At 64.7% G+C, this 23,169-nt stretch carries 23 protein-coding genes; 13 read left to right on the top strand and 10 right to left on the bottom strand.

Annotated features, from left to right (window positions below; translation table 11 throughout):
* Positions 1-80: 80 nt before the first annotated feature.
* Positions 81-2,123 (bottom strand): threonine--tRNA ligase, encoded by a 2,043-nt coding sequence (gene thrS / locus N2605_RS21450; protein WP_050996028.1) that lies wholly within the window; start codon positions 2,121-2,123, stop codon positions 81-83.
* Positions 2,124-2,310: 187 nt separating this feature from the next.
* Between thrS and N2605_RS21445 the strand changes: the two genes are divergently transcribed.
* The gene (locus tag N2605_RS21445) at positions 2,311-3,486 is read left to right on the top strand and encodes an MFS transporter (RefSeq protein ID WP_074448151.1); all 1,176 of its coding nucleotides are present in this window, start codon (positions 2,311-2,313) and stop codon (positions 3,484-3,486) included.
* An 89-nt stretch (positions 3,487-3,575) separates the two neighbouring features.
* Entirely contained in the window at positions 3,576-3,941 is a 366-nt protein-coding gene (locus N2605_RS21440; protein ID WP_036027737.1) for a hypothetical protein, read from the top strand.
* Between the two features lie 21 nt (positions 3,942-3,962).
* Here N2605_RS21440 and N2605_RS21435 read toward each other — a convergent pair whose 3' ends face one another.
* Complete coding sequence (locus tag N2605_RS21435; protein WP_225124852.1) at positions 3,963-5,282, bottom strand: alpha/beta hydrolase; 1,320 nt, start codon at positions 5,280-5,282, stop codon at positions 3,963-3,965.
* Between the two features lie 359 nt (positions 5,283-5,641).
* Between N2605_RS21435 and N2605_RS21430 the strand changes: the two genes are divergently transcribed.
* Together N2605_RS21430 and N2605_RS21425 are read left to right on the top strand one after the other, a co-directional pair.
* On the top strand, positions 5,642-7,009 hold the full coding sequence (locus tag N2605_RS21430; protein WP_036027723.1) for an APC family permease: 1,368 nt from the start codon (positions 5,642-5,644) through the stop codon (positions 7,007-7,009).
* 2 nt (positions 7,010-7,011) lie between these two features.
* A complete protein-coding gene (locus N2605_RS21425) occupies positions 7,012-8,226 on the top strand; it encodes a hypothetical protein (RefSeq protein ID WP_085972298.1) in 1,215 nt (404 codons plus the stop codon).
* Here the strand turns inward: N2605_RS21425 and N2605_RS21420 are convergent, their stop codons facing one another.
* Both N2605_RS21420 and yidD read right to left on the bottom strand, forming a co-directional pair.
* Positions 8,227-8,433 carry a hypothetical protein gene (locus N2605_RS21420; protein WP_036027722.1) on the bottom strand — a complete coding sequence of 69 codons (207 nt, stop codon included), beginning with the start codon at positions 8,431-8,433 and terminating at the stop codon, positions 8,227-8,229. It abuts the gene before it with no gap.
* An 89-nt stretch (positions 8,434-8,522) separates the two neighbouring features.
* Positions 8,523-8,861, bottom strand: coding sequence for a membrane protein insertion efficiency factor YidD (gene yidD, locus N2605_RS21415; protein ID WP_036027721.1), 339 nt, complete (start codon positions 8,859-8,861; stop codon positions 8,523-8,525).
* 255 nt (positions 8,862-9,116) lie between these two features.
* Here yidD and N2605_RS21410 point away from each other — a divergent pair, with 255 nt between their 5' ends.
* Positions 9,117-10,013: a COG3904 family protein gene (locus tag N2605_RS21410; protein ID WP_036027720.1), complete on the top strand. Its 897-nt coding sequence runs from the start codon at positions 9,117-9,119 to the stop codon at positions 10,011-10,013.
* Positions 10,014-10,118: 105 nt separating this feature from the next.
* Here N2605_RS21410 and N2605_RS21405 read toward each other — a convergent pair whose 3' ends face one another.
* Positions 10,119-10,574: an iron-sulfur cluster assembly scaffold protein gene (locus N2605_RS21405; protein ID WP_036027719.1), complete on the bottom strand. Its 456-nt coding sequence runs from the start codon at positions 10,572-10,574 to the stop codon at positions 10,119-10,121.
* A 253-nt stretch (positions 10,575-10,827) separates the two neighbouring features.
* Between N2605_RS21405 and folE the strand changes: the two genes are divergently transcribed.
* From folE to N2605_RS21385, 4 genes are all read left to right on the top strand, one after another.
* Complete coding sequence (gene folE, locus N2605_RS21400; RefSeq protein ID WP_036027718.1) at positions 10,828-11,520, top strand: GTP cyclohydrolase I FolE; 693 nt, start codon at positions 10,828-10,830, stop codon at positions 11,518-11,520.
* Positions 11,521-11,547: 27 nt separating this feature from the next.
* Positions 11,548-11,970 carry a phosphoribosyl-AMP cyclohydrolase gene (gene hisI, locus N2605_RS21395; RefSeq protein WP_036027717.1) on the top strand — a complete coding sequence of 141 codons (423 nt, stop codon included), beginning with the start codon at positions 11,548-11,550 and terminating at the stop codon, positions 11,968-11,970.
* Between the two features lie 96 nt (positions 11,971-12,066).
* Positions 12,067-13,140, top strand: a complete 1,074-nt coding sequence (locus N2605_RS21390) for a transglycosylase SLT domain-containing protein (protein ID WP_085972297.1) — start codon at positions 12,067-12,069, stop codon at positions 13,138-13,140.
* Positions 13,141-13,467: 327 nt separating this feature from the next.
* Positions 13,468-14,643 carry a DUF2336 domain-containing protein gene (locus N2605_RS21385; protein ID WP_036027716.1) on the top strand — a complete coding sequence of 392 codons (1,176 nt, stop codon included), beginning with the start codon at positions 13,468-13,470 and terminating at the stop codon, positions 14,641-14,643.
* 140 nt (positions 14,644-14,783) lie between these two features.
* On the opposite strand, the gene N2605_RS21380 is transcribed toward N2605_RS21385, so the two are convergent.
* The 3 genes from N2605_RS21380 to N2605_RS21370 all read right to left on the bottom strand — a co-directional run bounded on the left by N2605_RS21380 (position 14,784) and on the right by N2605_RS21370 (position 16,808).
* Positions 14,784-15,362 (bottom strand): Hpt domain-containing protein, encoded by a 579-nt coding sequence (locus N2605_RS21380; RefSeq protein WP_036027715.1) that lies wholly within the window; start codon positions 15,360-15,362, stop codon positions 14,784-14,786.
* Between the two features lie 28 nt (positions 15,363-15,390).
* Positions 15,391-15,936, bottom strand: a complete 546-nt coding sequence (locus N2605_RS21375) for a response regulator (protein ID WP_011088265.1) — start codon at positions 15,934-15,936, stop codon at positions 15,391-15,393.
* A gap of 92 nt (positions 15,937-16,028) precedes the next feature.
* Entirely contained in the window at positions 16,029-16,808 is a 780-nt protein-coding gene (locus tag N2605_RS21370; RefSeq protein ID WP_036010536.1) for an NAD kinase, read from the bottom strand.
* A gap of 253 nt (positions 16,809-17,061) precedes the next feature.
* On the opposite strand from N2605_RS21370, the gene N2605_RS21365 reads away from it, so the two are divergent.
* Positions 17,062-18,630, top strand: a complete 1,569-nt coding sequence (locus N2605_RS21365; protein ID WP_036027728.1) for a S10 family peptidase — start codon at positions 17,062-17,064, stop codon at positions 18,628-18,630.
* Here N2605_RS21365 and N2605_RS21360 read toward each other — a convergent pair.
* Entirely contained in the window at positions 18,617-20,005 is a 1,389-nt protein-coding gene (locus N2605_RS21360) for a serine hydrolase domain-containing protein (RefSeq protein WP_036027714.1), read from the bottom strand. The two genes, N2605_RS21365 and N2605_RS21360, sit on opposite strands and share 14 nt — an antisense overlap.
* Positions 20,006-20,127: 122 nt before the next feature.
* Positions 20,128-20,670, bottom strand: coding sequence for a tetratricopeptide repeat protein (locus tag N2605_RS21355; protein ID WP_036010542.1), 543 nt, complete (start codon positions 20,668-20,670; stop codon positions 20,128-20,130).
* A 248-nt stretch (positions 20,671-20,918) separates the two neighbouring features.
* On the opposite strand from N2605_RS21355, the gene N2605_RS21350 reads away from it, so the two are divergent.
* The 3 genes from N2605_RS21350 to N2605_RS21340 all read left to right on the top strand — a co-directional run bounded on the left by N2605_RS21350 (position 20,919) and on the right by N2605_RS21340 (position 22,902).
* Positions 20,919-21,311: a His-rich protein BRANT gene (locus N2605_RS21350; RefSeq protein WP_036027712.1), complete on the top strand. Its 393-nt coding sequence runs from the start codon at positions 20,919-20,921 to the stop codon at positions 21,309-21,311.
* Between the two features lie 229 nt (positions 21,312-21,540).
* The gene (locus N2605_RS21345; RefSeq protein ID WP_036027727.1) at positions 21,541-21,936 is read left to right on the top strand and encodes a hypothetical protein; all 396 of its coding nucleotides are present in this window, start codon (positions 21,541-21,543) and stop codon (positions 21,934-21,936) included.
* Positions 21,937-22,197: 261 nt separating this feature from the next.
* Positions 22,198-22,902, top strand: coding sequence for an outer membrane protein (locus tag N2605_RS21340; RefSeq protein ID WP_036027726.1), 705 nt, complete (start codon positions 22,198-22,200; stop codon positions 22,900-22,902).
* The last annotated feature ends 267 nt before the right edge of the window (positions 22,903-23,169 follow it).

Below are 23,169 nucleotides of genomic sequence, written 5' to 3'. Positions count from 1 at the left end.
TTCAAATGGTCGGCGGGCGTGCCATGCCGAGATAAGCATGCACGCCCGCAACCGGAAGCGAATTTAGATCGATTTCAGGATCAAGCGGCGCCGCGCATTCGCTTCACATCCGGCGGCGTCGCCTCGTCGACCAGGGCGGCGATCGCCTCGGCCGTGGTCATCACCTTCTGGCCGTCGCTGCCGAGCCGGCGGACCGAGACCGAATGCGTCTCAGCCTCTTTCTTGCCGACCACGAGCAGGGCCGGGATCTTGGCCAGCGAGTGCTCACGGACCTTGTAGTTGATCTTTTCGTTGCGCAGGTCGATCTCGGCCCGAAGCCCGGCGCGCCGCGCCTGCTCCAGCACCACCTTGGCGTATTCGTCGCCTTCCGAGGTGATGGTGGTGACAACCGCCTGCACCGGCGAGAGCCAGAGCGGGAAGTTGCCGGCATAGTGCTCGATCAGGATGCCGATATAGCGCTCCATCGAGCCGCAGATCGCGCGGTGCACCATCACCGGCGGTTTCTTGCCGCCGTCATGGTCGATGTAGAAGGCGCCGAACCGCTCCGGCAGGTTGAAGTCGACCTGCGTGGTGCCGCACTGCCAGTCGCGGCCGATGGCATCGCGCAGAACGTATTCGAACTTCGGCCCATAGAACGCGCCTTCGCCCGGATTGATCTCGGTCTTGATGTGATTGTTCTGCGACTGGATCTCGCGCAGCACCGTCGCCATTACGCGCTCGGCGTGATCCCACATCGCATCGGTGCCGACGCGTTTCTCCGGCCGGGTCGAGAGCTTCACCGTGAGGTCGCCGGTGAAGCCGAAATCGGCATAGGTCGACAGGATCAGATCGTTGATCTTCAGGCACTCCTCGGCGAGCTGATCCTCGGTGCAGAAGATGTGCGCGTCGTCCTGGGTGAAGCCGCGCACGCGCATCAGGCCGTGCATGGCGCCGGAGGGCTCGTAGCGATGCACCACGCCGAACTCGGCGAGGCGCAAGGGCAGGTCCCGATAGCTCTTCAGGCCGTGCTTGAAGATCTGGACGTGACCGGGGCAGTTCATCGGCTTGAGCGCAAACCAGCGCTTGTCCTCGGCCTCGTCGCCGGCCGATTGCGCCGCGAACATGTTCTCGCGATACCAGCCCCAATGGCCCGAGGTCTCCCACAACACCTTGTCGAGGATCTGCGGCGCGTTGACTTCGCTGTAATCGCCGGTCAGGCGACGGCGCATATAGGCGATCAGCTGCTGGAAGATGGTCCAGCCCTTCGGATGCCAGAACACGACGCCCGGACCTTCCTCCTGGAAGTGGAAGAGGTCGAGCTCGCGCCCGAGCTTGCGATGGTCGCGCTTCTCGGCTTCCTCGATCTGCTTCAGGTAAGCGTCGAGGTCCTCCTGCTTGGCGAAGGCTGTGCCGTAAATGCGCGTCAGCATCGGGTTGTTGGAATCGCCGCGCCAATAAGCGCCGGCCACCTTCATCAGCTTGAAGGCGCCTCCGACCTTGCCGGTCGAGGTCATGTGCGGGCCGCGGCAGAGGTCGAACCAGTCGCCCTGGTAGTAGATCTTGATCGGCTCGGTGCCGGGAATCGCGTCGACCAGCTCGACCTTGAAGGCCTCGCCCTTGTCGCGGAACACCTGCTTGGTCTTTTCGCGGTCCCAGACTTCCTTGGTGAAAGGCTTGTCGCGCGCGATGATCTCGCGCATCTTCTTCTCGATCGCGGCAAAGTCTTCCGGCGTGAACGGCTCGTTGCGGAAGAAGTCGTAATAGAAGCCGTTCTCGATCACAGGGCCGATCGTGACCTGGGTTCCCGGCCACAGCGTCTGCACCGCTTCGGCCAGCACGTGTGCGCAGTCGTGCCGGATCAATTCGAGCGCGCGCGGGTCGTCGCGATTGACGAATTCGATTCTAGCGTCGGCCTCGATCGGATCGTTGAGATCGGCAAGCGCGCCGTCGAGCGCCATGGCGACCGTGCGCTTGGCCAGCGACGGCGAGATGCCCTTGGCGATATCGAGGCCGGTGATGCCCTTGTCGAACTGGCGCTTGGCGCCGTCGGGGAAGGTGAGGGTGACTTTGGCGGCGGGGGTCACGGGCTTCAAATTGGAGAGGCTGTACTGGAAGCCGGACTCGGATTTGGGCTGGTCGGACATTGCTTTTCTCCTGGGGCTCACTCCTGCGAACGAGCGCAGGTAAGCGGGAACGAGCGATATATCAGGCGATTCGGCCTGCGCAATCCGGCATTTCCAAGAAAGTGGCGCGCAAATCCGGGGGCGGAGCCCGCAACTATTTGACGTTGTACCCTTTAACCGGTCGCAGGCCGCCGCTACATGCGTTTGCATGAAAAGCGCCCCAGCCGCCGGCCGTTTCGCGCCAACCGCCCTGATGCTCGGCAATCTCGTGACCGGCTGCTCGGTCTTGGCACCGGCGGGCATGCTGCCGGAATTGTCGGCGGGGCTCGGGATCAGCATCCACGCGGCCGGGCTCCTGATCACCTTCGGCGCGGTGACGCTGTGCGTCGGCTCGCCGCTGACGGCGTGGCTGACCAGCCGCATCGAACGGCGGATCCTGCTCGCCACGACGCTGGCGGTGCTCGCACTCGGCAATCTCGCCTCCGCGCTTGCGCCCGATTACACCAGCCTGCTGATCATTCGGCTCGCCATGCTCGCAGTCGGCTCGCTCTATACGCCGCAGGCGGCCGGCACGGCTGCGCTGATCGTGCCGGCGGAACGGCGCGGCAGCACCATTGCGTACCTCTTCCTCGGCTGGTCGCTCGCAGCCGCCGTCGGCCTGCCGCTCATCACCTTTATCGCCAGCCGCTACGGCTGGCGCGCGGCCTATGGCGGGGTCGGCGCGCTCAGCTGCGTCAGCTTGCTGCTGTTGCTGCTGCGTCTGCCGGCGGGCCTGCAGGGCGCACCGGTCGATCTGAAGACATGGGCCGCCGTCGGCCGAAGCAGGACGATCCTGCTGCTGCTCGCGATCACGATGCTGCAAATGTCGGGGCAGTTCGTCGTGTTCACCTATATGGGCCCGCTGCTCAACAAGCTCACTGGCGCCGGCCCCGATGCGATCGGCTTGGTCTTCGCGCTGTACGGGATCTGCGGCTTCCTCGGCGTCGTCGTCGCCACCCGCATCGTCGACACTGCGGGGCCCTATCGCACCTCGTTGCTGTTCACCTGCCTGCTGCTTGCCGGGATGAGCGGGTGGGCCCTCGGCGCCGGCTCGCTCGTCATGATGGCGGGCGCGGTGACGATCTGGGGCCTTGGCTTCGCCTCGACCAATTCGATGCAGCAGGTGCGGCTGGTCGCGGCTGCGCCGCCGCTGGCGTCGGCCACCGTCGCCCTCAACACATCCGTCCTCTATATCGGCCAGGCGGTCGGCTCCGCGGTCGGCGGCTTGCTGTTCGCCCGCGAGCTCCTGCACACGCTCGGCTTCGTCGCGGTCGGTTTCGTCGTGCTGGCACTGATCCTGGTGGTCGTGACCCGGCCCAGGCGGGCGGCTGCCGCCACCGCCTGAACGCAGCAGGTCGTGCGCGCAAGGCGCTTGGCAAACCTCGCGCGGGAGCGGTAGAAGGCCGGCGTGGGGATCAAAGAGAGTTGACTGAGATGAGGATGATTCTGGCGGTTGCCGCGGTGCTCTATTCAGCCTCCGCATTTGCGCAGACCGAGAAGCCACCCATGGTGGGGGACAAGCCGCTGGTGCAGGTCAAGCCGAAAGGCGCCAAGGAGGCTGTCGCCGCTCCAAAGGGCAAGCCGCAATCGATCGCGGTCCGCCTCCAGACCTGCCTCGAAATCGACGACGGCACCAAGGATCGCCTCAACTGCTACGACGCCGTGATCCCGCCGGCGCCGAAGCCGAAGCCGGCCAAGGCCAAGGGCTATGCCGACTGCCGCTTCGTCAAGGAAGAGGACGAGCGGCTGGCCTGCTTCAACGGCTTTGCCGAGAGCATTCCGAAGCTGCCCAGGAACTGATATTGGGAACTGATATCCCGGTTAGGGATTTGTGGAGGCGACGCGCGTCAGCGCGAGCGACGGCGTCGCCGCCATCTTCACCAGCACGTCCTTGAGCGGATCGCGCGTCCAAGCGCGCGTGACGTAGTCGCGATGGGTGATGCCCTCGCCGGTCTCCACGAACACCACGCTGCCGGGTCGTAGCGGCCCGTCCATGTCCTCGGCGACGCTGATGCCCTTCTGGCGGAGCATGCTCATCAGCTCGCGGTCGCGCCGCGCGGTGTGGCGGGTGTAGGCGCTGACGAAGAAGCCGGAACGGTGGTTCTCGATCCAGGACGCGAATTTGTCCATCTCGCCATAGACCGCATCGAGCAGCACCACGCCGCGCACGCGGTCGCTGATGCCGCCGACCTCGAGGCTCCACGCCGTCGGCAGGAAGCCGCCGCTATAGCCGACGATCACGATCGGCATGTTGGCGAAGGCGCGCGCGCTGTTGGGATCGCCGGTGAGGCGCGCAAGATGGTCGGCCGATTCCGCCATGAAGCGCTTGAAGCCGCCCGGCTGCCAGAATTTTCCGGCGCTGGAATCGGCGGCGTCGACCGCCATCTGCGGCGCGAGCAGGATCGCATTGGCGCCGGAATCGGTGACCTGTTTCGGCACCATCTGCCGGTCGCGGACGTCGCGCTCGAGCGTTGCGCCATTGCCGTGGAAGAACACCACGATCACGCCCGGCTTGCGCAGGTCGAAATGCTCGGGCACGTGCACCAGCACGCGGCTGTCGCTGTAGGTCTCGTCCTGCCAGTAGACGCGGCCGGAATAGCTGCGGTGGCCGCGGCGGTCGCCCTTGGAGATGTTGAGGAAGGGCGCGTCGGAGGCGGGGTTGTTGCCGAAGTAGGGAAAGGCCGACGACTTCATGCTGACGAGTGTCGTCAGATCCTCGCGGGCGGGGCGCTTGTACGGCACTTGCGGCTCGAGCGAGGCCACCTTGTAGGACGCCTGCTCCGGCTGAGACTGCACGGCGCGCTTGGGCGAGAAGTCCGACATCTGCCGCTGCAGGAAGCTCTCACTCGCCGAGGGAAAGCGCTCCTTAAACTGCGGGGCAGGGAAGCGATCCTCGAACCTGTCGCCGCTTGCCACGCGCGCGTTCGAGCTCTGCGAATTGGTCTTGGCGACCACCTGGACATTCGCCTGGGAGTTCGCCGCCAGCGCCGCCGGATCCGGCGCCTTGCCGCATTGAACCAGCGTCAGCGACAACGGCACCATGACTGAGATTAGACCGGCCCGGAGCGCACGATCATGCCGACCGGACATTGTCCGATCGGCACGATCATCAGCTCTCAGTTTAGGAGCGGCCCCGGCCATCCACCCATGACCCCAAAGTCACGACCCAAGTCTTACGTCCCAGGTCACACGTCCAAGTCACACGTCCATCGGCAAACTTGAAACAATTGAGCCGACTGGCGTTTAGGCGACGTTAAGCGTCCGGAGAAACTTCCCCACATCCGGAACGCTCGAAAGGACCATGCAATCGTGTCCTGATTGTGGGGGAGCGGAACGGACAATCCCGGGTGCATCCAGAGACATCGTCCAAAGAAGCGCCTAGGCGGTGGTCAGGTACCTACCTCCGTTGCCTCATTTAACCCTTGTTAACCCTGCTTGAATTGACTGGGCCAAAGTGCACGATCGGCCATTAGGCGAAGCGCCTGAGGTTAAGGACCCCGATGACGGCATCAGATGCGGGTACCCCGCCCTGGACGGACCGGCTGACCGGGAGGGGGGCCGGGGTCTCCGTTCCGGTCGCCACCGCCATCGTCGTCGCCGACATGATCGGGGTCGGCGTCTTCACCAGCCTCGGCTTCCAGGTCAAGGACATCCCGTCCGGCTTCTCGATCCTGCTGCTCTGGACGGTCGGCGGCGTCGTCGCGCTGTGCGGTGTGTTCGCGTACAGCGAGTTGGGCGCGATGTTTCCGCGCTCGAGCGGCGAGTACAATTTCCTCGGCCGTGCCTATCACCCGGCCTTCGGCTTCCTCGCCGGCTGGGTGTCGGCCACGGTCGGCTTCGCGGCGCCGGTCGCGCTCGCCGCGATGGCGTTCGGGGAATATGCCAAGTCGGTCGTACCCGATCTGCCGGCGATTCCGCTCGCCATCGGCGTGGTGTGGCTGGTTTCGCTGGTGCAACTGACCGGCGTCAGGCACTCATCCACGTTCCAGTTGATCTCGACCGTCCTCAAGGTCGTGCTGATCGTCGGCTTCCTGGTCGCCGGCTTCGTCATCGCCGTGCCGCAGCCGATCAGCTTCACGCCGCAGCCCGGCGATATCGCTCACATCGTCAGCGCGCCGTTCGCCATCGGGCTCGTCTTCGTGATGTATTCGTTCTCGGGCTGGAATGCCGCCACCTACATCATCGGCGAGATGAAGACGCCGCAACGGAACCTGCCGCGCGCGCTGCTCGCGGGCACGCTGATCGTGCTCGTGCTGTATGTCGCGCTGAACGCGGTATTTCTCCATTCGGCGCCGGTCAGCGCGCTCGCCGGCCAGCTCGACGTCGCCAGTGTCGCCGGCACGGCGATCTTCGGCACCCTCGGCGGTCGGATCGTCGGCGCCATGATTTGCTTCGGTCTGATCTCTTCGATCAGCGCGATGATGTGGATCGGCCCGCGCGTGATGATGACGATGGGGGAGGACATTCCCGCCTTGCGCGTTTTCTCCAAGCGGTCCGTGAGCGGCGCGCCGGCCTATGCCATCCTGTTCCAACTGGCCATCGCCAATCTTCTGTTGTTCACGCGCAGCTTCGAGGCGGTGCTCGATTTCATCCAGTTCGCGCTGTTGTTCTGCTCGTTCTTCACGGTCGCCGGCGTCATCAAGCTGCGGATCACCGATCCCGATCTGCCGCGGCCCTATCGCACCTGGGGATACCCGTTCACGCCGCTCGTGTTTCTGCTCGTGACCGCGTTCATGATGTACTACCTTCTGACGGAGCGGCCGCTTCAGTCGCTGTCGGGAATGCTCGTCATGCTCTCCGGCCTTTTGATTTACGCTGTTTTCCGCAGGCGGCCCGTCGTCGCTGCCGCATCACCGCATCGCGAATAGACATGCTCCGCCCCCTGAGAATTGCGGCCGTTGCTTTCGTCCTCCTGGCTGCGGCCGTCTCGTCCGCGCGTGCCGCAGACGTCACCTTCGATGACACGGCGCGCTTCCTTGCGGGCATGCAGCCTTCGGCGGACTCGCCGCTGGTGCCGCTCACCAGGGACCCGGCCTGGCAGCGTCACGCCAAATTCTTCGACGGCGCCTTCGCTCAGCTCGAGCAGCGTCAGCTCTCGAAGATCCGCAGCTGGGCCGACCTCAATCTGGCCGCGCCCCGACCGACCATGTTCTATTTGTTCAGCGGCCCCGATTTCCTCTACGCCAACACCTTCTATCCCAAAGCCAGCACCTACGTGCTCGGCGCGCTGGAGCCGGTCGGCGCGGTCCCCGATTTGACGCGGCTGCCGCGCGGTTCGGTCGGCGCTGCGCTCTATAACGTCGAACGCTCGCTTGGCTCGATCCTGAGCTTCTCGTTCTTCATCACCAAGCAGATGAAGGTCGACCTGAGCGCCAACCAGGTCAACGGCACCCTGCCGATCCTCTATGTCTTCCTCGCCCGCTCCGGCAAGACCATCCGCAACGTCGAGATGGTCGCGCTCGACGACAAGGGCGGGCTACATGTCGGCGGCGACAATCCCGGACGGAACGCGACGCGCGGCGTCCGCATCAGCTTTGCCGGCAGCGACGGGGAAGCGCGTACGCTGTATTATTTCGCGACCGACCTCTCAAATTCCGGCGCACGTGCCACGGGCTTCCTGAAATTCTGCGAGACGCTCGGGCCCGGCAACAGCCTGCTCAAGAGTGCGTCCTACCTGTTGCACTCCGGCAATTTCACCGTCGCACGCGACTGGTTGCTCGCCAACAGCGCCACCATCATCCAGGACGATTCCGGCATTCCGCTTGCGAACTACAATGCACGGCAATGGCGGTTCTTCCCGTTCGGCCGCTATCTTGGTCCCATCGACGAATTCCCCGGCCGCTACCAGGAGCGCTACGCCGAGCTGTTCACGCGCGCCCAGCCGATCGATTTCGGCGTCGGCTATCGCTGGCGCATGCGTGAATCGAATTTGCTGCTGGCGGTGAAGGTGCCGGGCAGCGAGACCGCACCGGCTGCAGAGACCACTTCGGCCGCCGAGCCGGCGCCAAAGCCGCCGCGCCCGAAGCGGCTACGACCGCCGGAGTCGATCCCTCCATCACAGGGACGGTTCTACTGGTTCCGGTGACTACCAATGCACGCTCTGGCTCGGCACGATGAACGTCGTCGTGCTCGGCTGTGTCGCAAGGCTCCTCTCAAGATACCAGCCTGAGCCGAGGACGAGCGCAAGCAAAGCGATGATGGCGAGCAGGTCGATGGTTCTTGGATCGTGCGCCCTGTGATCGAGATTCGGACGGGGCTTAGCGTGAAAATGCGGGCTGATTTTCCAGCGCATTGTTGTTTCCTCCCGTGGGGAGCATCAAGACAACGCGGGCGGAAAGTCTAAGGTTCCGGTCAGGGCGGCGCTGTTCAGAGCACCGCAGGTCAGGACGCGTTAACTCCGCGCCAGCGGCCATAGCGCCAGGGGAGATACCAGCGTGCGCCTTTGGGCGCCGTGAGAGGCACGTTGTCGATGCCGGACGTGCCGAAGGGATGGCAACGGAGCAGGCGCGCGAGCGTCATCCAGCCGCCGGCCCACAGCCCGAACCGTTCGATTGCCTCATCGCCATAGACGGAGCAGGTCGGCAGGTGCCGGCAATTGTAACCGACCAGAGGTGACAGCGTGTGGCGATACAGCCAGATCAGTGCACGGCCGAATCTGCGCGGCAGCCGGAGCACACCATCGACGGAACTGGAACAATGCTCGCAAGCTGAATGCTTCATGTGCGTTGTGCTGCGATGTTGAGCGAAGCTTTGCCCGGTTCCGGTGCAGGGAACCATAAGTTGTTGTTTCCACGCCATATTTTGCGTGTTTTTTGGGAGCAGTGCAGCAAGTATCTGTGGACGATCTGTATTCGCCCGGATACCATTTTTATGACGGTCGTGTGTAGAAACATACGCCTGTATGATGGACTCAGGTAGCGCCACCGGGGATTGTTTGGGGACCTTGGGGCTTTGGGGCTTGGGGAAGGAACCAGATTGAGACTTCTGAACTCCCTTAAACTTCGCGGCTGGTTGCTGGTGGGAACCGCCGTCTGCGGAGTCGCGCTGGCTGGCGCTGTCGCAACATTCGGATCGTCGGCCCGCGCCGGCGCTGCCCTCGAAGAGCGCAAGCTGCCGATGAAGTTCAGCTGGGTCGCCTGCGAGCCGAACTGCCGCGGCTGGATCAGCGCGGTCGGCATCATCACCGCCGATACGCCCAAAGAATTCGAAGAGTTTTCGCGCGGCCGCCAGCTCGGCGGCGCCACCGTAGTGCTCGATTCCAGCGGCGGCTCCGTCAATGACGCGATCACGCTCGGCCGGCGCTTCCGCAATCTCGGGCTTTTGACCACGGTCGGCGTGAGCCTCCGCGGCGGGCCGTCGACACGGCCGGCCGTCGCGCCGGAAGCGTATTGCGAATCCATGTGCGCCTTCCTGCTGCTGGCCGGCAAGAAGCGTTACGTGCCGGAAGCCGCTCATGTTCGGGTTCACCAGATCTGGATGGGCGACCGCGCCGATGATGCCAAGGCGGCGAGCTATAGCGCGCAGGACCTGATGATCGTGGAGCGCGACATCGGGCGCCTCGCCAAATACACCTTCGATATGGGTGGCGCCGGGGATCTGTTGTCGCTTGCGCTCAGCGTCCCGCCTTGGGAGGACCTGCACGAGCTCGATGCCGGCGAGCTCAAGCTCACCAATCTGGTTACGACCGATCTCGTGGCTGACGTGCTCCCGCACGTGGATATCTCGGCGCCGGCAATGGCGGAGCTTGCACCGAAGACGCAGGCGAGGTTCGGCGCGGAACCGGAGCAGGCTTCCAAGTCGACCAAGACGGCGGAAGCCCTGGTGCCGACCGGTAGTGTTGCCACACCGGCTGCTGCGGCGGCGCCGAAGTAAGCTCTTAAATCTCGGTAGTCATCCCGGGGCGCGCGTCAGCGCGAACCTTGGTGAGCAAGTGCGTACCTGGGGTGCGCAAGTTCGCCCGGAATGACGGAGAGGGGGTCAGCCTTGCGCTGCGGCCGGCTGCTTGGTTCTGGCCTCGATCTGGCCGATGGCATCAACCACGGCATCGAAGGTGAGAAGCGTCGAGGCATGGCGCGCCTTGTAGTCGCGGACCGGCTCGAGGAACTTGATCTCCTCCCATTTTCCTTGAGGAGGCGCACCATTGTCCTTCAGCATCTTGCGAACGGTTTCGCGTAACTCACGGAGTTCGCTCGCAGTCGAGCCGACCACGTGACTTGCCATGATGGATGAAGAGGCCTGGCCCAAAGCGCAGGCCTTCACGTCATGGGCGAAGTCGGTGACGGTATCCCCGTTCATCTTAAGATCGACCTTCACGGTCGAGCCGCACAGCTTGGAATGGGCGGTGGCGGAGGCATCGGGGTCCGCCAACCGTCCGAGCCGCGGAATATTCCCGGCCAGCTCGATGATCCGCTTGTTGTAAATGTCGTTCAGCATGTGATGGAGTCCAACGCGTCCACACCCGCTTCCAAGCCGGATCGGCCTTGGCGGGCGCCGCCCACGGTCCTATATAGGGGCGGAACTGGTGGAAAAACAGTCCAGCGGAGCGGTGGCGGTGATCCAGATCTGCGCTGCCGGCTTTGTGACCTTGGGACTTTTGCACCGAAACTGTTCTGTTCAGGCGTCCGGCGGCTTGGCCGCCCCGTCTGCCGGTGACACTCCGGCCGTTAGGCCGTCGAACGGAGAAGATATGGACGCTGCAATCAAATCCATCCGCCCGGGTAAGCCCTCCGACCGGCAGCCCGAGAACCGCCCGGCCGAGCTTGATCCTGCCGAATTCCTCGCGGCCGCCGTCCGCGCCGACCAGCCGCGTCCCGCGCGCGCCGAGGCGGAAGCGGCGGTGAAGACGCTGCTCGCCTATATCGGCGAGAACACCGAGCGCGAGGGCCTGCTCGACACGCCGCGCCGCGTCGTCGAGGCTTTCGACGAGCTCTATCAGGGCTACCACCAGTGCCCGGCCGAGGTGCTCGACCGCACCTTCGGCGAGACGGCGGGCTATGACGATTTCGTCCTGGTGCGCGACATCGAGTTCACCTCGCAATGCGAGCACCACATGATGCCGTTCTACGGCAAGGCGCACATCGCCTATACGCCGGTGGAGCGCGTCGTCGGCCTGTCCAAGCTGGCCCGCTTGACCGACATCTTCGCCCGCCGGCTCCAGACCCAGGAGCACCTGACCGCGCAGATCGCCGCCGCGATCGACGAGGTCCTCAAGCCTCGCGGCGTTGCCGTGCTGATCGAGGCCGAGCATACCTGCATGTCGGTGCGCGGCGTCGCCAAGCATGGCGCCTCTACTTTCACCAGCCGCTTCACCGGCATGTTCCGCGACAATCCGGCGGAGCAGGCCCGTTTCCTGTCCCTGGTGCGAGGCACGACGCGCTGACCTCGCGACAAACCGGCGAGAGTTGCTGTGTCCGCTCATTCCCATGAGATCGAGGAGGGCCTCGCCTTCCTGCCCAGATTTGATGCCGCTGGCCTCGTGACGGTCGTCGCCACCGACGTCGCCACCGGCGACGTGCTGATGGTCGCGCACATGAACGACGAGGCGCTGCGCAAGACCATTGCGACCGGCGAAGCCTGGTATTTCAGCCGCTCGCGCAATGCGTTGTGGCGAAAAGGTGAGACGTCGGGTCAGATCCAGCGCGTGGTCGAGATGCGCACCGATTGCGATCAGGATGCGGTCTGGATCCGCATCGAGCAGATCGGCGCGGCCTGCCATACCGGCCGGCGGTCGTGCTTCTACCGCAAGGTCGAGGCCGAGGGCGGGGGAGCGAGATTGGTCTTCACTGAGGCGGACCGGCTGTTCGATCCGAACGACGTTTACAGGAAGTAGCAGCCTGTCATTCCGGGTTCGCGCTGTCGCATGCCCCGGAATGACGCGGAGCGTCAGTTAACCCCGCCTTAACCATACCTGCCCCACGGTGAGACGATGGGCGCCGAATTGCCGGCGTCGCTCAGCGCCGCGCGGGGCGGGCCCTCCACCATGTCGATCGACAGTTTCAGTGCCACGCAGACGGCCGGCCTTGATCCGTCGCGCGCGCGTGTCGCCGGTGCGATCAAGCAGGCCTCGAACGTCACAGGCGTCAGCTTCCAGTACATGCTGACCACGGCCAAGATGGAATCGGACTTCAATCCGACGGCCACCGCCACCACCTCGTCCGCGCAGGGGCTCTACCAGTTCATCGACCAGACCTGGCTCGGCACGGTGAAGGAAGCGGGTGCCCAGCTCGGCTATGGCAGCTACGCCGACGCCATCACCAGGACGTCATCGGGGACCTACACCGTCGACGATCCCGTCAAGAAGCGGTCGATCATGAAGCTGCGCGACGATCCCGAAGCCGCTTCCGCCATGGCCGCGGCGCTGACGCAGTCGAACAGCTTCAAGCTCACGGGCCTGCTCGGGCGCAGGCCGAGCGACAGCGAACTCTACATGGCCCATTTCATGGGCGTCCGCGGCGCGGCGAAATTGATCGCCAATGCCGAGGACAATCCGCAAGCCGTCGGCGCGCGGCTGTTTCCCAACGCGGCGGCCGCCAACCGCCCGATCTTCTACGCCAAGGACGGCCGCGCCCGCAGCGTCTCCGAGGTCTATTCGGTCCTGGACAGCCGCTATGCCAGCGCGGCCAATTCAAAGGTAACCCGCAGCGCGATGGCGATGTATGGCGCCACGCCTTCGACCACGCAGGTCGCGAGTGCCAATGCAGTGGTGCCCACTGCGCCTGTCGTGGACAACGCCGCCTATCTCCAGACCTTCCCGAATGCCCGCACAGTGACGCCCGTCAGCGCGACGTCGTCGACACATGTCGCGGACAATCCGACGGGCACGCCGGTGTTTCGTTCGATCTATCAACCCGGCGATGCCACGCAGCCGGTCTCGACCACGGTGCAGAAACTATGGGGCAACAATGCCTCGCTCACCTCGGTCGCAGCGGCGACGCCGGACGTGCGGCCGCCGCAACCGCTCGATCTCTTCAGTGATCGCAGCGGCACGTTCTCGAGCTAGCTTCGCTCTTGCTCCGGACGCCGCGTTACGTCCGTGCACAAGATCGAGACTGTGTGCGCAGCTGCGTCAACACCGTCATTGCGAGCGCAGCGAAGCAATCCAGAATCTCTCCGCGGATACAGTCCTGGATTGCTTCGCTGCGCTCGCAATGACGGAGGATCAGCGAGAGCTCGTCGCGTGTGCCGCACGTGGCGGCTTTGTTCCCTTAACAAATCATCAACAAAACCAGCCAGTTATGGTGAACGCTTTGTTAAGCGTCGTGGTTTATTTTGTGTTGCAGGTGACGAGCGTCATCGTTTTTCGTTTGTTGTGTAAGCCGGAAGCAGCATGATTGTTCGGCAGTTCATTCATTGGATCAGGACGGCGCCCGCAGGCGAGCGGGCCGAGGCAACACGGGCGCTGGCCCGGGCCTGGCTGATCTCGGACCTTTCTGCAGACGATCGCATCGCCGCCGAAGGCGCGCTTCTGATGCTGCTCGACGATGCCTCGCCGCTGGTCCGGCAGGCGATGGCCGAAGCCTTTGCCCGCAGCCTCGACGCGCCGGCCTCAATTGTGCGGGCGCTGTCGGCCGATCAGCCGACAGTCGCACTGCCGGTGCTCGAACATTCCCCGCTCTTGATCGACGCCGATCTCGTCGACATCGTCGCGACCGGCGGCGAGGAGGTGCAATGCGCAGTCGCCCGCCGCATCGCATTGCCGGTGTCGGTGTGCGCCGCGATCGCCGAAGTCGGCTGCGCGGCTGCCGCGCTGGAGCTGATCGAGAATCCCCATGCCGAGCTCGCCCCGTTCTCCTGGGACCGGATCGTCGAGCGTCACGGTCATCTCGCCGCGATCCGCGAGGCGATGCTGGTGCTGGAGGATCTGCCGGCCGCAACGCGTGCTGCGCTGGTGGCAAAGCTCTCCGAGACGCTGGCGCAATTCGTCGTGGCGCGGAACTGGCTGAGCGCCGAGCGCGCGGACCGCATCACCATCGAGGCGCGCGATCGCTCCACCATGAACATCGCGGCGCGCTCGCGCGGCGATGACATGCAGGGCCTGGTCCGGCATTTGCGCGTCACCGGCCAGCTGACCGCGGGCCTGATCCTGCGCGCACTACTGTCCGGCAATCTGGGCTTGTTCGATGCGGCACTCGCCGAGCTCGCCGATCTGCCGCTGGCGCGCGTCTCGGCGCTGCTGCACGAGCGCGGCGGCAACAGCGTGCACGCGCTGCTCCGTCGCGCCGGGCTTCCGGAGGCGACGTTTGCGGCGTTCCAGGTCGCGCTCGATGCCTGCCACGAGCAGGGCTTCGTCGATAGCGACGACGGCGCGGCGCGGCTGCGCCGGCGCATGGTCGAGCGCGTGCTCACCCATTGCGAGTCCGATCGCGGCGCCACCGAGCCGCTGATGGTCCTGCTGCGCCGCTTCGCCACTGAATCCGCGCGCGAAGAGGCACGGCTGTTCTGCGACGAGATTGTCGCGGATGATGTGGTCGATCCGCTCTATGACGATCTGATTGCGGCGTAGTTCGAAGCTCGCGACAAGGCGGGCCGGAAGAGAGACAGGCTCCGTCATTGCGAGCGCAGCGAAGCAATCGAGAATCCCTCCGCGGGGACAGTCTGGATTGCTTCGCTGCGCTCGCAATGACGAGAGGAGAGAGTTCGGCCTTATTCCGCCGGCGCGATGCTCGGCGCCAGGATCACCTCGAGATGCTCGGGGCGGTCGCGGTTGACGTAGGCAAGATAATCATCGGCGACCTTGCGCAGGCGGCGGCTGAGCTCGGCCGAGACGCTGATCCTGTCCAGCCTGGTGTTCTCGTGCACGATGGCGAGAATGGCGTTGATGTGGTGCGTGAACAGCTCGGCCGGCACCTTTTCCAGGTCAGGCGCGTGCTCGATGACGCGGCACAGGCTTTCGGCGATGCCTGCGGCTGAAGGAAAGCCGAATGTCGCCGCATCCCCCTTGATGTCATGCGCGGCGTGAAACAGCTCGTCGCGCAGTTTCTTCGTGAAGCCGTCGTTCTGCACGGCCGTCCAGGCGGCGGACAGTCGCTGGGCCTCGATCGCCATCCAGTCCTTGAACTCGCCGGAGAGGCTCGCGAGCGCCTGCTCGGCGCGGGCGACCGGGTCGTCGAGGTCTTTTTCTTCGACGCGGCGCAGGACCTTGCGCAGCGGATTGGGCTGCGTGATGACCTGGTGCGTGGCGAAGGCCTTGACCTCGATGTCCTTTGCGCTGTTCTTCGCCATGATGCCTGCCTCGTCTGAAGCGGTTGCGCTAGATGGTGGAGCGGGCCTTGTCGAGCAGCGAGGGCTGCTGCAGCACCTCGTGCTTTTCGCCGACGCGGCGCTCCGGGCCCATATAGGCGGAGTTGGTGTTGCGGCGCCGGTCGGGGCCGAAATAGGTCTTGGTCTTGATGAAGGGGCGGGGATTGGCGACGACGTTGAGGATACGCTGATAGAGCCCCTTGGCCGAGATCGGCTTGGCCAGAAATTCGGTGACGCCGGCATCGCGCGCGACCGTGACGCGACGTTTCTCCGAATGTCCGGTCAGCATGATGATCGGTGCGTAGGGATTGCCCTTGGATTCCGGCTGCCGGATCATCTGCGCGAGCTCGAGCCCGTCGAAGATCGGCATGGCCCAGTCGGTGATGACGATGTCGGGCACGTAATGGCTGTACATTTCGAGCGCCGTGGCGCCGTCCTCGGCCTCATAGACCTCGCGCGCGCCGAACGAATGCAGCAGCGTCCGCAGGATGCGGCGCATGTGCGGATTGTCGTCGCAGACGAGGAAGCGCAGCTTGTTGAAGTCGATACGGAACATGACGCCCGGGCCAAAAGCGGGTCAACCTTCGTTAACCATATCGTGCCGGGAGTTAACGAAGGGTTGCGGCCAGGGTTGGGGCGGCAGGACACTCAGTAGCCGAACTGCTCCCGCAGGATGCGCTCTTCCAGGCTGTGGCCAGGGTCGAACAGCATCCGCATCGAGATGCTCTTGTCCGAAAGCACTTCGACGCGCCGGACCCTGCGCACCTCCTCGTGGTCGGCGACCGCTGCGACGGGGCGCTTGTCGTCTTCCAGCACCTCGATCACGACATAGGCGGTATTGGGCAGGAGGGCGCCGCGCCAGCGCCGCGGCCGGAAGGCGCTGATTGGCGTCAGCGCCAGCAGGGCGGCGTTGATTGGGAGGATGGGTCCCTGGGCGGAGAGGTTATAGGCCGTTGAGCCTGCCGGCGTCGCGACGATAATGCCATCGGCGATCAGCTCCGGCATGCGTTCGCGCTCGTCGATAAGTATCCGCAAGCGCGCCGCCTGGGAGGTCTGGCGGAATAAGTAGACCTCGTTGATGGCGTGGTGCAGGTGAACGCGGTCGTTGACGTCGGTCGCGCGCATCAAGAGCGGATTGATCTCGGATTCATGCGCCGTCTCGAGCCGTTGGCGCAGATCATGCGTCGAGTACTCGTTCATCAGGAAGCCGACCGTGCCGCGGTGCATGCCGTAGATCGGCTTTCCCGTACGCATATGGTGGTGCAGCGTCTGCAGCATCAGCCCATCGCCGCCGAGTGCGACGACCACGTCGGCCTCATCGGGATCGCAATTGCCATAGTCCCTGGTCAGCTGGCCAAAGGCGGCTTGCGCCTCGTTGCTCGGGCTGGCGACGAAGGCGATCCGGTCGTATCGCGCAGGCTTGGTCATGGCTTCTCGGCAGGGCCGCTGGGTCGAGGAAGGTTCCGCCGGGCTCGTCTATACGAGGTAGGCCCGTATTGTCGAGGATGACCGCCCACCAAAGCTAATGGGGACGGTCCAACCGGACTTAAGCACAGAACCGGGCAATTTGAACCCGGCCGGCCGCTTCAGGGCCCGCACCGCCAATGTTTCCCCAAACCGTCGTAATTTGGCGCTACCTTTCTGACTCCCCGGCGGTCACGGCCGGACACGGAGGATGATCATGGTCACGACTTTGCCGGCGCTCCGCCGCGCGGGCCTGGTGTTGGCGGTGTCGGCTTTCGCGTTCGCCGGCCTTGCACACGCAGATGATGCGCCGCAGCCGCGCTCCGAGGCGGCCGCGCCGGCCGGACAGAAGGGTGGGCGCGGCGGTGCCGCGCAAGGCGCGCCGCAGACGTCGTCGTCCGCGGCCGAGCCGCACCGTCTGCCGCCGGATTCGACCACGAAGCAGACGCTCGATCTGCCCGGCCGGACCCTCAACTTCACGGCCACCGCCGGGTCGATCCGCGTGTTCGATGGCAAAGGCGAGCCGTTGGCCGACATCGCCTATACGTCCTACCAGCTCGACGGTGCCGAGCGCGCCACGCGTCCGGTGACGTTCCTGTTCAACGGCGGGCCCGGTGCGTCCTCGGCCTGGCTTCAGTTCGGCGCGGCCGGGCCGTGGCGCTTGCCGCTCGATGGCGAGGCCTTGTCGCCGTCGGCCTCGCCCGAGGTGAAGCCGAACGCGGAGACCTGGCTTGATTTCACCGATCTCGTCTTCATCGACCCCGTCAGCACCGGCTACAGCCGCTTCGTGGCGAGCGGCGAGGATGCCCGCAAATCGTTCTACTCCGTCGACGGCGACGCCAACTCGATCGCGCTTGTGATCCGACGCTGGCTCGAAAAGCACGAGCGGCTGACTTCGCCGAAATACGTCGCCGGCGAAAGCTATGGCGGCATTCGCGGCCCCAAGGTCTTGCGCCAGTTGCAGCTCCAGCACGGCGTCGGCGTCAGGGGCTTGATCCTGGTCTCGCCGCTCTTGGATTTCCGCGAGTTCACCGGCACGAGCCTCCTGCAATATGTCGCGACGCTGCCGAGCTACGTGGCAGTGGCGCGCGAAGCCAAACGTCCGGTCAAGCGCGCCGACCTCGCCGACGTCGAAGCTTACGCGCGCGGCGAATTCCTGACCGACCTCGTCAAAGGCGAGGCGGACAAGGAGGCAACCACGCGTCTGGCCGACAAGGTCGCCGAACTCACCGGCATCGACCAGGCGGTGAGCCGCCGCCTCGCCGGCCGCTTCGACGTCGGTGAATTCCGCCGCGAATTCGACCGCAAGAACGGCAAGGTGACCGGACGCTACGATGCCTCGGTGCGCGGCTTCGATCCCTATCCGGACTCGAGCAGCTCGCGCTTCGGCGATCCCTCCGGCGATGCGCTCCAGGCACCGCTGACGAGCGCCGCGGTCGACGTGCTCTCGCGCAAGCTCAACTGGCGGCCCGGCGGCTCATATGAAGTCCTGAACGGTGCTGTCGAAGGGCAATGGGATTTCGGCCGCGGCATCAACCCGCCGCAATCGGTCTCCGAGCTGCGCCAGATCCTCGCCACCGATGCGAAGCTGAACGTGCTGGTCACGCACGGCCTGTTCGATCTCGCCACGCCCTATTTCGCAACGAGGCGGGTGCTCGACCAGTTGCCGGCCTTCGTGACGCAGCGCGTGAAGTTCGTGGTCTATCCCGGCGGCCACATGTTCTATTCGCGCGACGGATCGCGGCAGGCGTTCCGAAGCGAGGTCGAGGCGCTCATTCGGGAGTAGGCCGGCGCTTGCGCGGCGGATACCGGCGCGCGATCTCGCGTGCGACGACTTTTTTTGGCTTCACGTTCGCGCCGGCAATCCAGATGTCGCTGATCTTGCCGCGCTTGTCACGGACCCGGCGCACCGGCTCGCCGTGGCTGGAATAGCCGGCAGCCCAGGCGAGCTTGCCGGTGTCGCGGCCGGTCACTTCGATTTCGGCGGCATCCATAAACGGGTTGTTGAACTGCGGGTTGGCGACGAGCACGCGGTTGCCGGCGGGGACGAGATCGGTCGCGCCCCAGATCGTCCACCAGCGCCCGGTCCAGTCGCGCACGCGCCGGTCGGGGGCGCCGCGGGTCTGGAAGACGCGCAGGATCTGCATCGCGCCGTCCATCCAGAACGGCGCCGCGCCGTCGATCGAGTTGCTGAGGATGCTGATTGCAAGCTCGCAAGCGGGAATGGAGCAGGTCCGCGAGATATAGCCCTGGAAACCGCCGCCATGGCCGAACCAGTCCCAGCCGTCGGTCTTGCCGGCATTGACTCCCAAGCCGTAATAGGCCTCGACGCTCTGCGGGATGCGCCAATGATTTCGCGTCATCTCACGGCGGCTCGCGATCGACAGCACGCTCTTCTTCGCGTTGGGCGCCAGCTGCGCGAAGAAGCGTGCGGTGTCGGCGGAGGTGGCGACGAAGCCTGCGGCAGATGCCATTGCATGTGCGGGATTGTCGCCGGGGATCACGCAGCGCTCGCCAAACGGCACTCTTCGCGTGTGGCCGCGCGCGAAGGCTGCGCCCTTGGGAAGCGGTGCGTCCGGTTCGGTCTCGCGCAGGCCGGCCGGCGCAATGATCTCGCGCTTGATCCAGACGGAGTAGGGCTCCTTCGCAACAGCCTCGATCACGAGGCCGAGCAGGCCAAAGCCGTGATTAGAATATTTGAAGCGTGTGCCGGGGTCGATCGCGGTCGGCAGCTTCAATTCTGCAAGCAGCTCCTTGGCATCGAGATAGGGGCGGCTGTCGATGAACTGGCCGGAATCGGCGCCGTCGCGCGTCAGCCCCGCGCTGTGCGATAGCACTTGCGCGATCGTGGTCTCGGCGACGCGCGGATCGAGGCCGCCGACATATCGGCCGACATGGTCGTCGAGCCGGAGCTTGCCCCGCTCGCGCAGCTTCATGATGCCGGCCGAGGTGAAGCTCTTGGAGTGCGAGGCGATGCGGAAGCGATGGCGCGGGGTGAGCTTCTCGCCGGTGTCGAGATTGGCGAGGCCGAACGCATGCTCGGCGACGACCTCGCCGCGATGGGCGAAAGCCACGATGACGCCCGGCTGCTGGATCGTCGTCAGCTGGTATTCGATCCAGGAGCCGATGTAGTCGATCGCGGATCGCAGCCACGTGTCCATTGCGCTACCGGTTTGCGAGGGAGGTCGGTGCGAAAGGCTAGCCGAGAAAGCAGAACGGGCACAACCTGAAAGGTTGTGCCCGTTTGCGTCGTTCGGAGATGCGATGTCTCCAGTCTATGCCTTCAGTAGACGAGCGTCGCGCCGGTCGGCTTGTCGAGCGCTTCGGCCAGCGAGCGATATTCCGAGCTGCCGGTGCCGGCGAGCGAGGCGATCTTGTCGAGGTGGTATTGCGCCTGCTCGCGGTTGCCCTGCTCGAGCTGCCAGAGGCCGTAATATTGCCAGGTGCGGACGTGGTTCGGATCGTCCTTCAGCGCCAGCTCATAATAGGCCTTCGACGACTGGTAGTCGCCGAGCTTGCGATAGGAGTAGCCGATCAGGTTGGCGACGTCCGCGACGTCGTTGCGCTTGAGCGACTTCAGCTGGTCGATCGCGCCCCTGTAATCGTGCTTGTCGTAGATCGCGGCGTAGGCGGTGCGGTAGGCCGCGAGGAATTTGGGGTCGCTGACGGAAGAGCTCTTCTTCTTGCCCTTCTTGGTCGAGGTGTCCGATTTCGGCGGCGACGAAGGGTCGTCGCCGGCGGCGGCATACGCGCTGGACAGCACCGGCGCGGCCGCCAGTGTCATAGCGACGAGTCCCGGCACAACGAGCATTGAGAGTTTGCGCATCTAAGTTCTCCGGTATGGAACGTGGCGATCCTACACGATTGCCCGAAGACCGGAACACCTCTCGGGCAAAAACATTCCCGCGTCGCACGATCTATTCGCCCGGCCGTGGATGACAAACGTGTCATCGAGATGAACGGAAGCCTGCAAGGGGCTTCAGATTGGGTTCAGTGCACCCCGCTTATGTTCCTTCCCACGATCGATGGGGGCGAGAGGGCGCCGCCTGATGATCCTTCCAAGAGGAGACCACCATGTTGAAGACCATTTCTGCAGCCTTGCTCGCAACCTCCGTGATCGCAGCCCCGGCGTTCGCCGCCGAGGCCGGCAAGACCACCACAGCCGCGCCGGTGATCAAGGCCGACCAGAGCCAGACCAAGGCGGCGACCACTGCCGCAAAACCGGAAGCCGGCGTCAAGGCCGACGCCAAGACGGACGTGAAGACGACGGACGCGAAGGCTTCCGATGTCAAGACGGACGCCAAGGTGGATGGCAAGAAGGCAATGGACGCCAATGCCGCGGTCACCACCGACCAGCACAAGAGCGTGAGCAAGCATCGCCATCACGACAAGCAGGTCACGGCCAAGGAGTCGCAGAAGGCGCAGCCGGATGTGACCAAGCCCGCGACGTCTGACAAGCGCAACTGACGACTGATCGCGCGCGGCGGCATCCTGGCATTGCCCGCCGCCGCGCGCGGACGTCAGGCCTGGCCCGTTGCCACGCCTCGGGCGGAAGCCCGAGATGTCGGCGGCTGGCCGGTGCGCTGTTTGCGCCGCTGCAAGCGAATTCCCTTCATCCCGGCTTGGGGCTAGAACGTCTCCTGATCTGTTCGAGCGGAGAGCGGGGCCTGTGGGGCGATTGGCGAGATGTGCGGTGATCCTGGCGTTGCCGCTGGCGCTTGCGGCATGTTTCGGCAGCGACAGTGACCGTCCGACTTTCTTGGGCGGGACCCAGGCCGGCGGGCCGCAGCCGTTTCCCGACAATTTCCGGAACGACACGGTGGCGTTGATGCGGGCCTACCTCAACAATCCGGTCGGCGTGCGCAATGCCGCCATGGCCGAGCCGGTGCAGCGCGAGGTCGGCGGTCGGCAGTTCTATGTGAGCTGCCTGCACTTCACCCCGCGCGAGACGGATGGGAGCTACAAGGGCATGCGCGAGCGGGCCGTGATCTTCGTCAACGGCCGGGCGGACCGCGTGGTCGACCAGACCAGCGATCTCTGCGCCGGTGCGGTTTACGCACCGTTTCCGGAACTGGAAAAGATGACGCGGTAGCGCAAAGGCGCGTTTATTCGCCCGGTGTTAGACAGAAGGAGCCGGAGCCGCTGGATCACATTTCGGCGAGCTTTGAACGGGGTGGTTTCGTCTTGCGACAAATCGTGGCGGCGGCCTTGCGCAGCCGAATTGACGGAACAAATTCGTGTTGTTGCCACGCCGTCACAGTCACGAACGATCAACGTTCCGGCATTGCCGCGAAGCAACCCAATTCACGCCACGTTGTTTCCCGAGTGTCGTAATGAAAGAACGGGGATGATCATGAAGTCGATCTTGCTGGGTGCAGCAGCTCTGCTGGCGCTGGTTGCGCCGGCCGTAGCGGCCGACATGCAGCCGCGCGCCTATACCAAGGCTCCGGTCACGCCGCCGCAGGTGATCTATAACTGGACCGGTTTCTATATCGGTGGCCATCTCGGCGGCGCGTTTGCCGGCGACAACAGCTTCCAGTCGAGCGACGCGCGTTTCCTGGGCGGCGTGCAGGGCGGCTTCGACTACCAGTTCGCGCCCAACTGGGTGGTGGGTATCGAGGCCCAGTATTCCTGGCTGCCGACCAACAACAATGGCGCCATCTTCCCGCTGGGCACGCAGGTGACATCCAACACCGACCAGATCGGGTCGGTGACCGGTCGCATCGGTTACACCTGGGGACCGACGCTGCTTTACGCCAAGGGCGGTTATGCCTGGCGGAATAACGGCCTTGGCGTGAACATCGCCGGGGTGCCGCAGGCCTTCACCACCACCGGCAACAACAAGGACGGCTATACGGTCGGCGCCGGCCTCGAATACATGTTCGCGCCGAACTGGTCGGCCAAGGCCGAGTATCAATATTACAATTTCGGCAGCACGACCTTCACCTCCGGCCCGGCTGACATCGTCGGCGTTCGTGGCCGGGAGGACGAGCATACCGTCAAGGCCGGGGTGAACTATCGCTTCGGCTGGGGCGGCCCGGCCGCCTCGCGGTACTGACGGTCAGCGCCGACCCAAGATCTGAAGATCGAAGACCTGAAGATCCAAGACCTGACAAAGGCCGGCTCCGCCGGTCTTTCGTTTGCCGGCCTGCCGCCTCCGGCGCCTGCTTTCTTTGCATTCCGTGAACCATTTGGCGCGTCATTTGCTTGCAAACGATGCTGGCGCGCCTTCTCCCGCGCGTCATGGGGCTGGCGTAAAGCAAAAATAATTTTTGCGGTTTACGGAACTCGCGCTCCGGAACGCGTTATATGACAATTACCGGGC

This window comes from Bradyrhizobium yuanmingense, assembly GCF_025200905.1.
GTDB classification, from domain to species: domain Bacteria; phylum Pseudomonadota; class Alphaproteobacteria; order Rhizobiales; family Xanthobacteraceae; genus Bradyrhizobium; species Bradyrhizobium yuanmingense.
Note: the sequence above shows the minus strand (reverse complement) of the source record. Positions and strands in the feature narration are given on the sequence as shown.

Bases quoted from the DNA above. Each gene is read 5' to 3' on its own strand.
- N2605_RS21375 (WP_011088265.1), bottom strand. From the start codon at position 15,936: ATGTTCCGTATCGACTTCAACAAGCTGCGCTTCCTCGTCTGCGACGAC.
- N2605_RS21355 (WP_036010542.1), bottom strand. From the start codon at position 20,670: ATGCGCAAACTCTCAATGCTCGTTGTGCCGGGACTCGTCGCTATGACA.
- N2605_RS21340 (WP_036027726.1), top strand. From the start codon at position 22,198: ATGAAGTCGATCTTGCTGGGTGCAGCAGCTCTGCTGGCGCTGGTTGCG.
- N2605_RS21365 (WP_036027728.1), top strand. From the start codon at position 17,062: ATGGTCACGACTTTGCCGGCGCTCCGCCGCGCGGGCCTGGTGTTGGCG.
- N2605_RS21360 (WP_036027714.1), bottom strand. From the start codon at position 20,005: ATGGACACGTGGCTGCGATCCGCGATCGACTACATCGGCTCCTGGATC.
- N2605_RS21425 (WP_085972298.1), top strand. From the start codon at position 7,012: ATGCTCCGCCCCCTGAGAATTGCGGCCGTTGCTTTCGTCCTCCTGGCT.
- N2605_RS21350 (WP_036027712.1), top strand. From the start codon at position 20,919: ATGTTGAAGACCATTTCTGCAGCCTTGCTCGCAACCTCCGTGATCGCA.
- N2605_RS21430 (WP_036027723.1), top strand. From the start codon at position 5,642: ATGACGGCATCAGATGCGGGTACCCCGCCCTGGACGGACCGGCTGACC.
- N2605_RS21405 (WP_036027719.1), bottom strand. From the start codon at position 10,574: ATGCTGAACGACATTTACAACAAGCGGATCATCGAGCTGGCCGGGAAT.
- N2605_RS21370 (WP_036010536.1), bottom strand. From the start codon at position 16,808: ATGACCAAGCCTGCGCGATACGACCGGATCGCCTTCGTCGCCAGCCCG.
- N2605_RS21440 (WP_036027737.1), top strand. From the start codon at position 3,576: ATGAGGATGATTCTGGCGGTTGCCGCGGTGCTCTATTCAGCCTCCGCA.
- N2605_RS21445 (WP_074448151.1), top strand. From the start codon at position 2,311: ATGAAAAGCGCCCCAGCCGCCGGCCGTTTCGCGCCAACCGCCCTGATG.
- N2605_RS21380 (WP_036027715.1), bottom strand. From the start codon at position 15,362: ATGGCGAAGAACAGCGCAAAGGACATCGAGGTCAAGGCCTTCGCCACG.
- thrS (WP_050996028.1), bottom strand. From the start codon at position 2,123: ATGTCCGACCAGCCCAAATCCGAGTCCGGCTTCCAGTACAGCCTCTCC.
- folE (WP_036027718.1), top strand. From the start codon at position 10,828: ATGGACGCTGCAATCAAATCCATCCGCCCGGGTAAGCCCTCCGACCGG.
- N2605_RS21390 (WP_085972297.1), top strand. From the start codon at position 12,067: ATGGGCGCCGAATTGCCGGCGTCGCTCAGCGCCGCGCGGGGCGGGCCC.
- yidD (WP_036027721.1), bottom strand. From the start codon at position 8,861: ATGAAGCATTCAGCTTGCGAGCATTGTTCCAGTTCCGTCGATGGTGTG.
- N2605_RS21385 (WP_036027716.1), top strand. From the start codon at position 13,468: ATGATTGTTCGGCAGTTCATTCATTGGATCAGGACGGCGCCCGCAGGC.
- N2605_RS21420 (WP_036027722.1), bottom strand. From the start codon at position 8,433: ATGCGCTGGAAAATCAGCCCGCATTTTCACGCTAAGCCCCGTCCGAAT.
- N2605_RS21435 (WP_225124852.1), bottom strand. From the start codon at position 5,282: ATGGCCGGGGCCGCTCCTAAACTGAGAGCTGATGATCGTGCCGATCGG.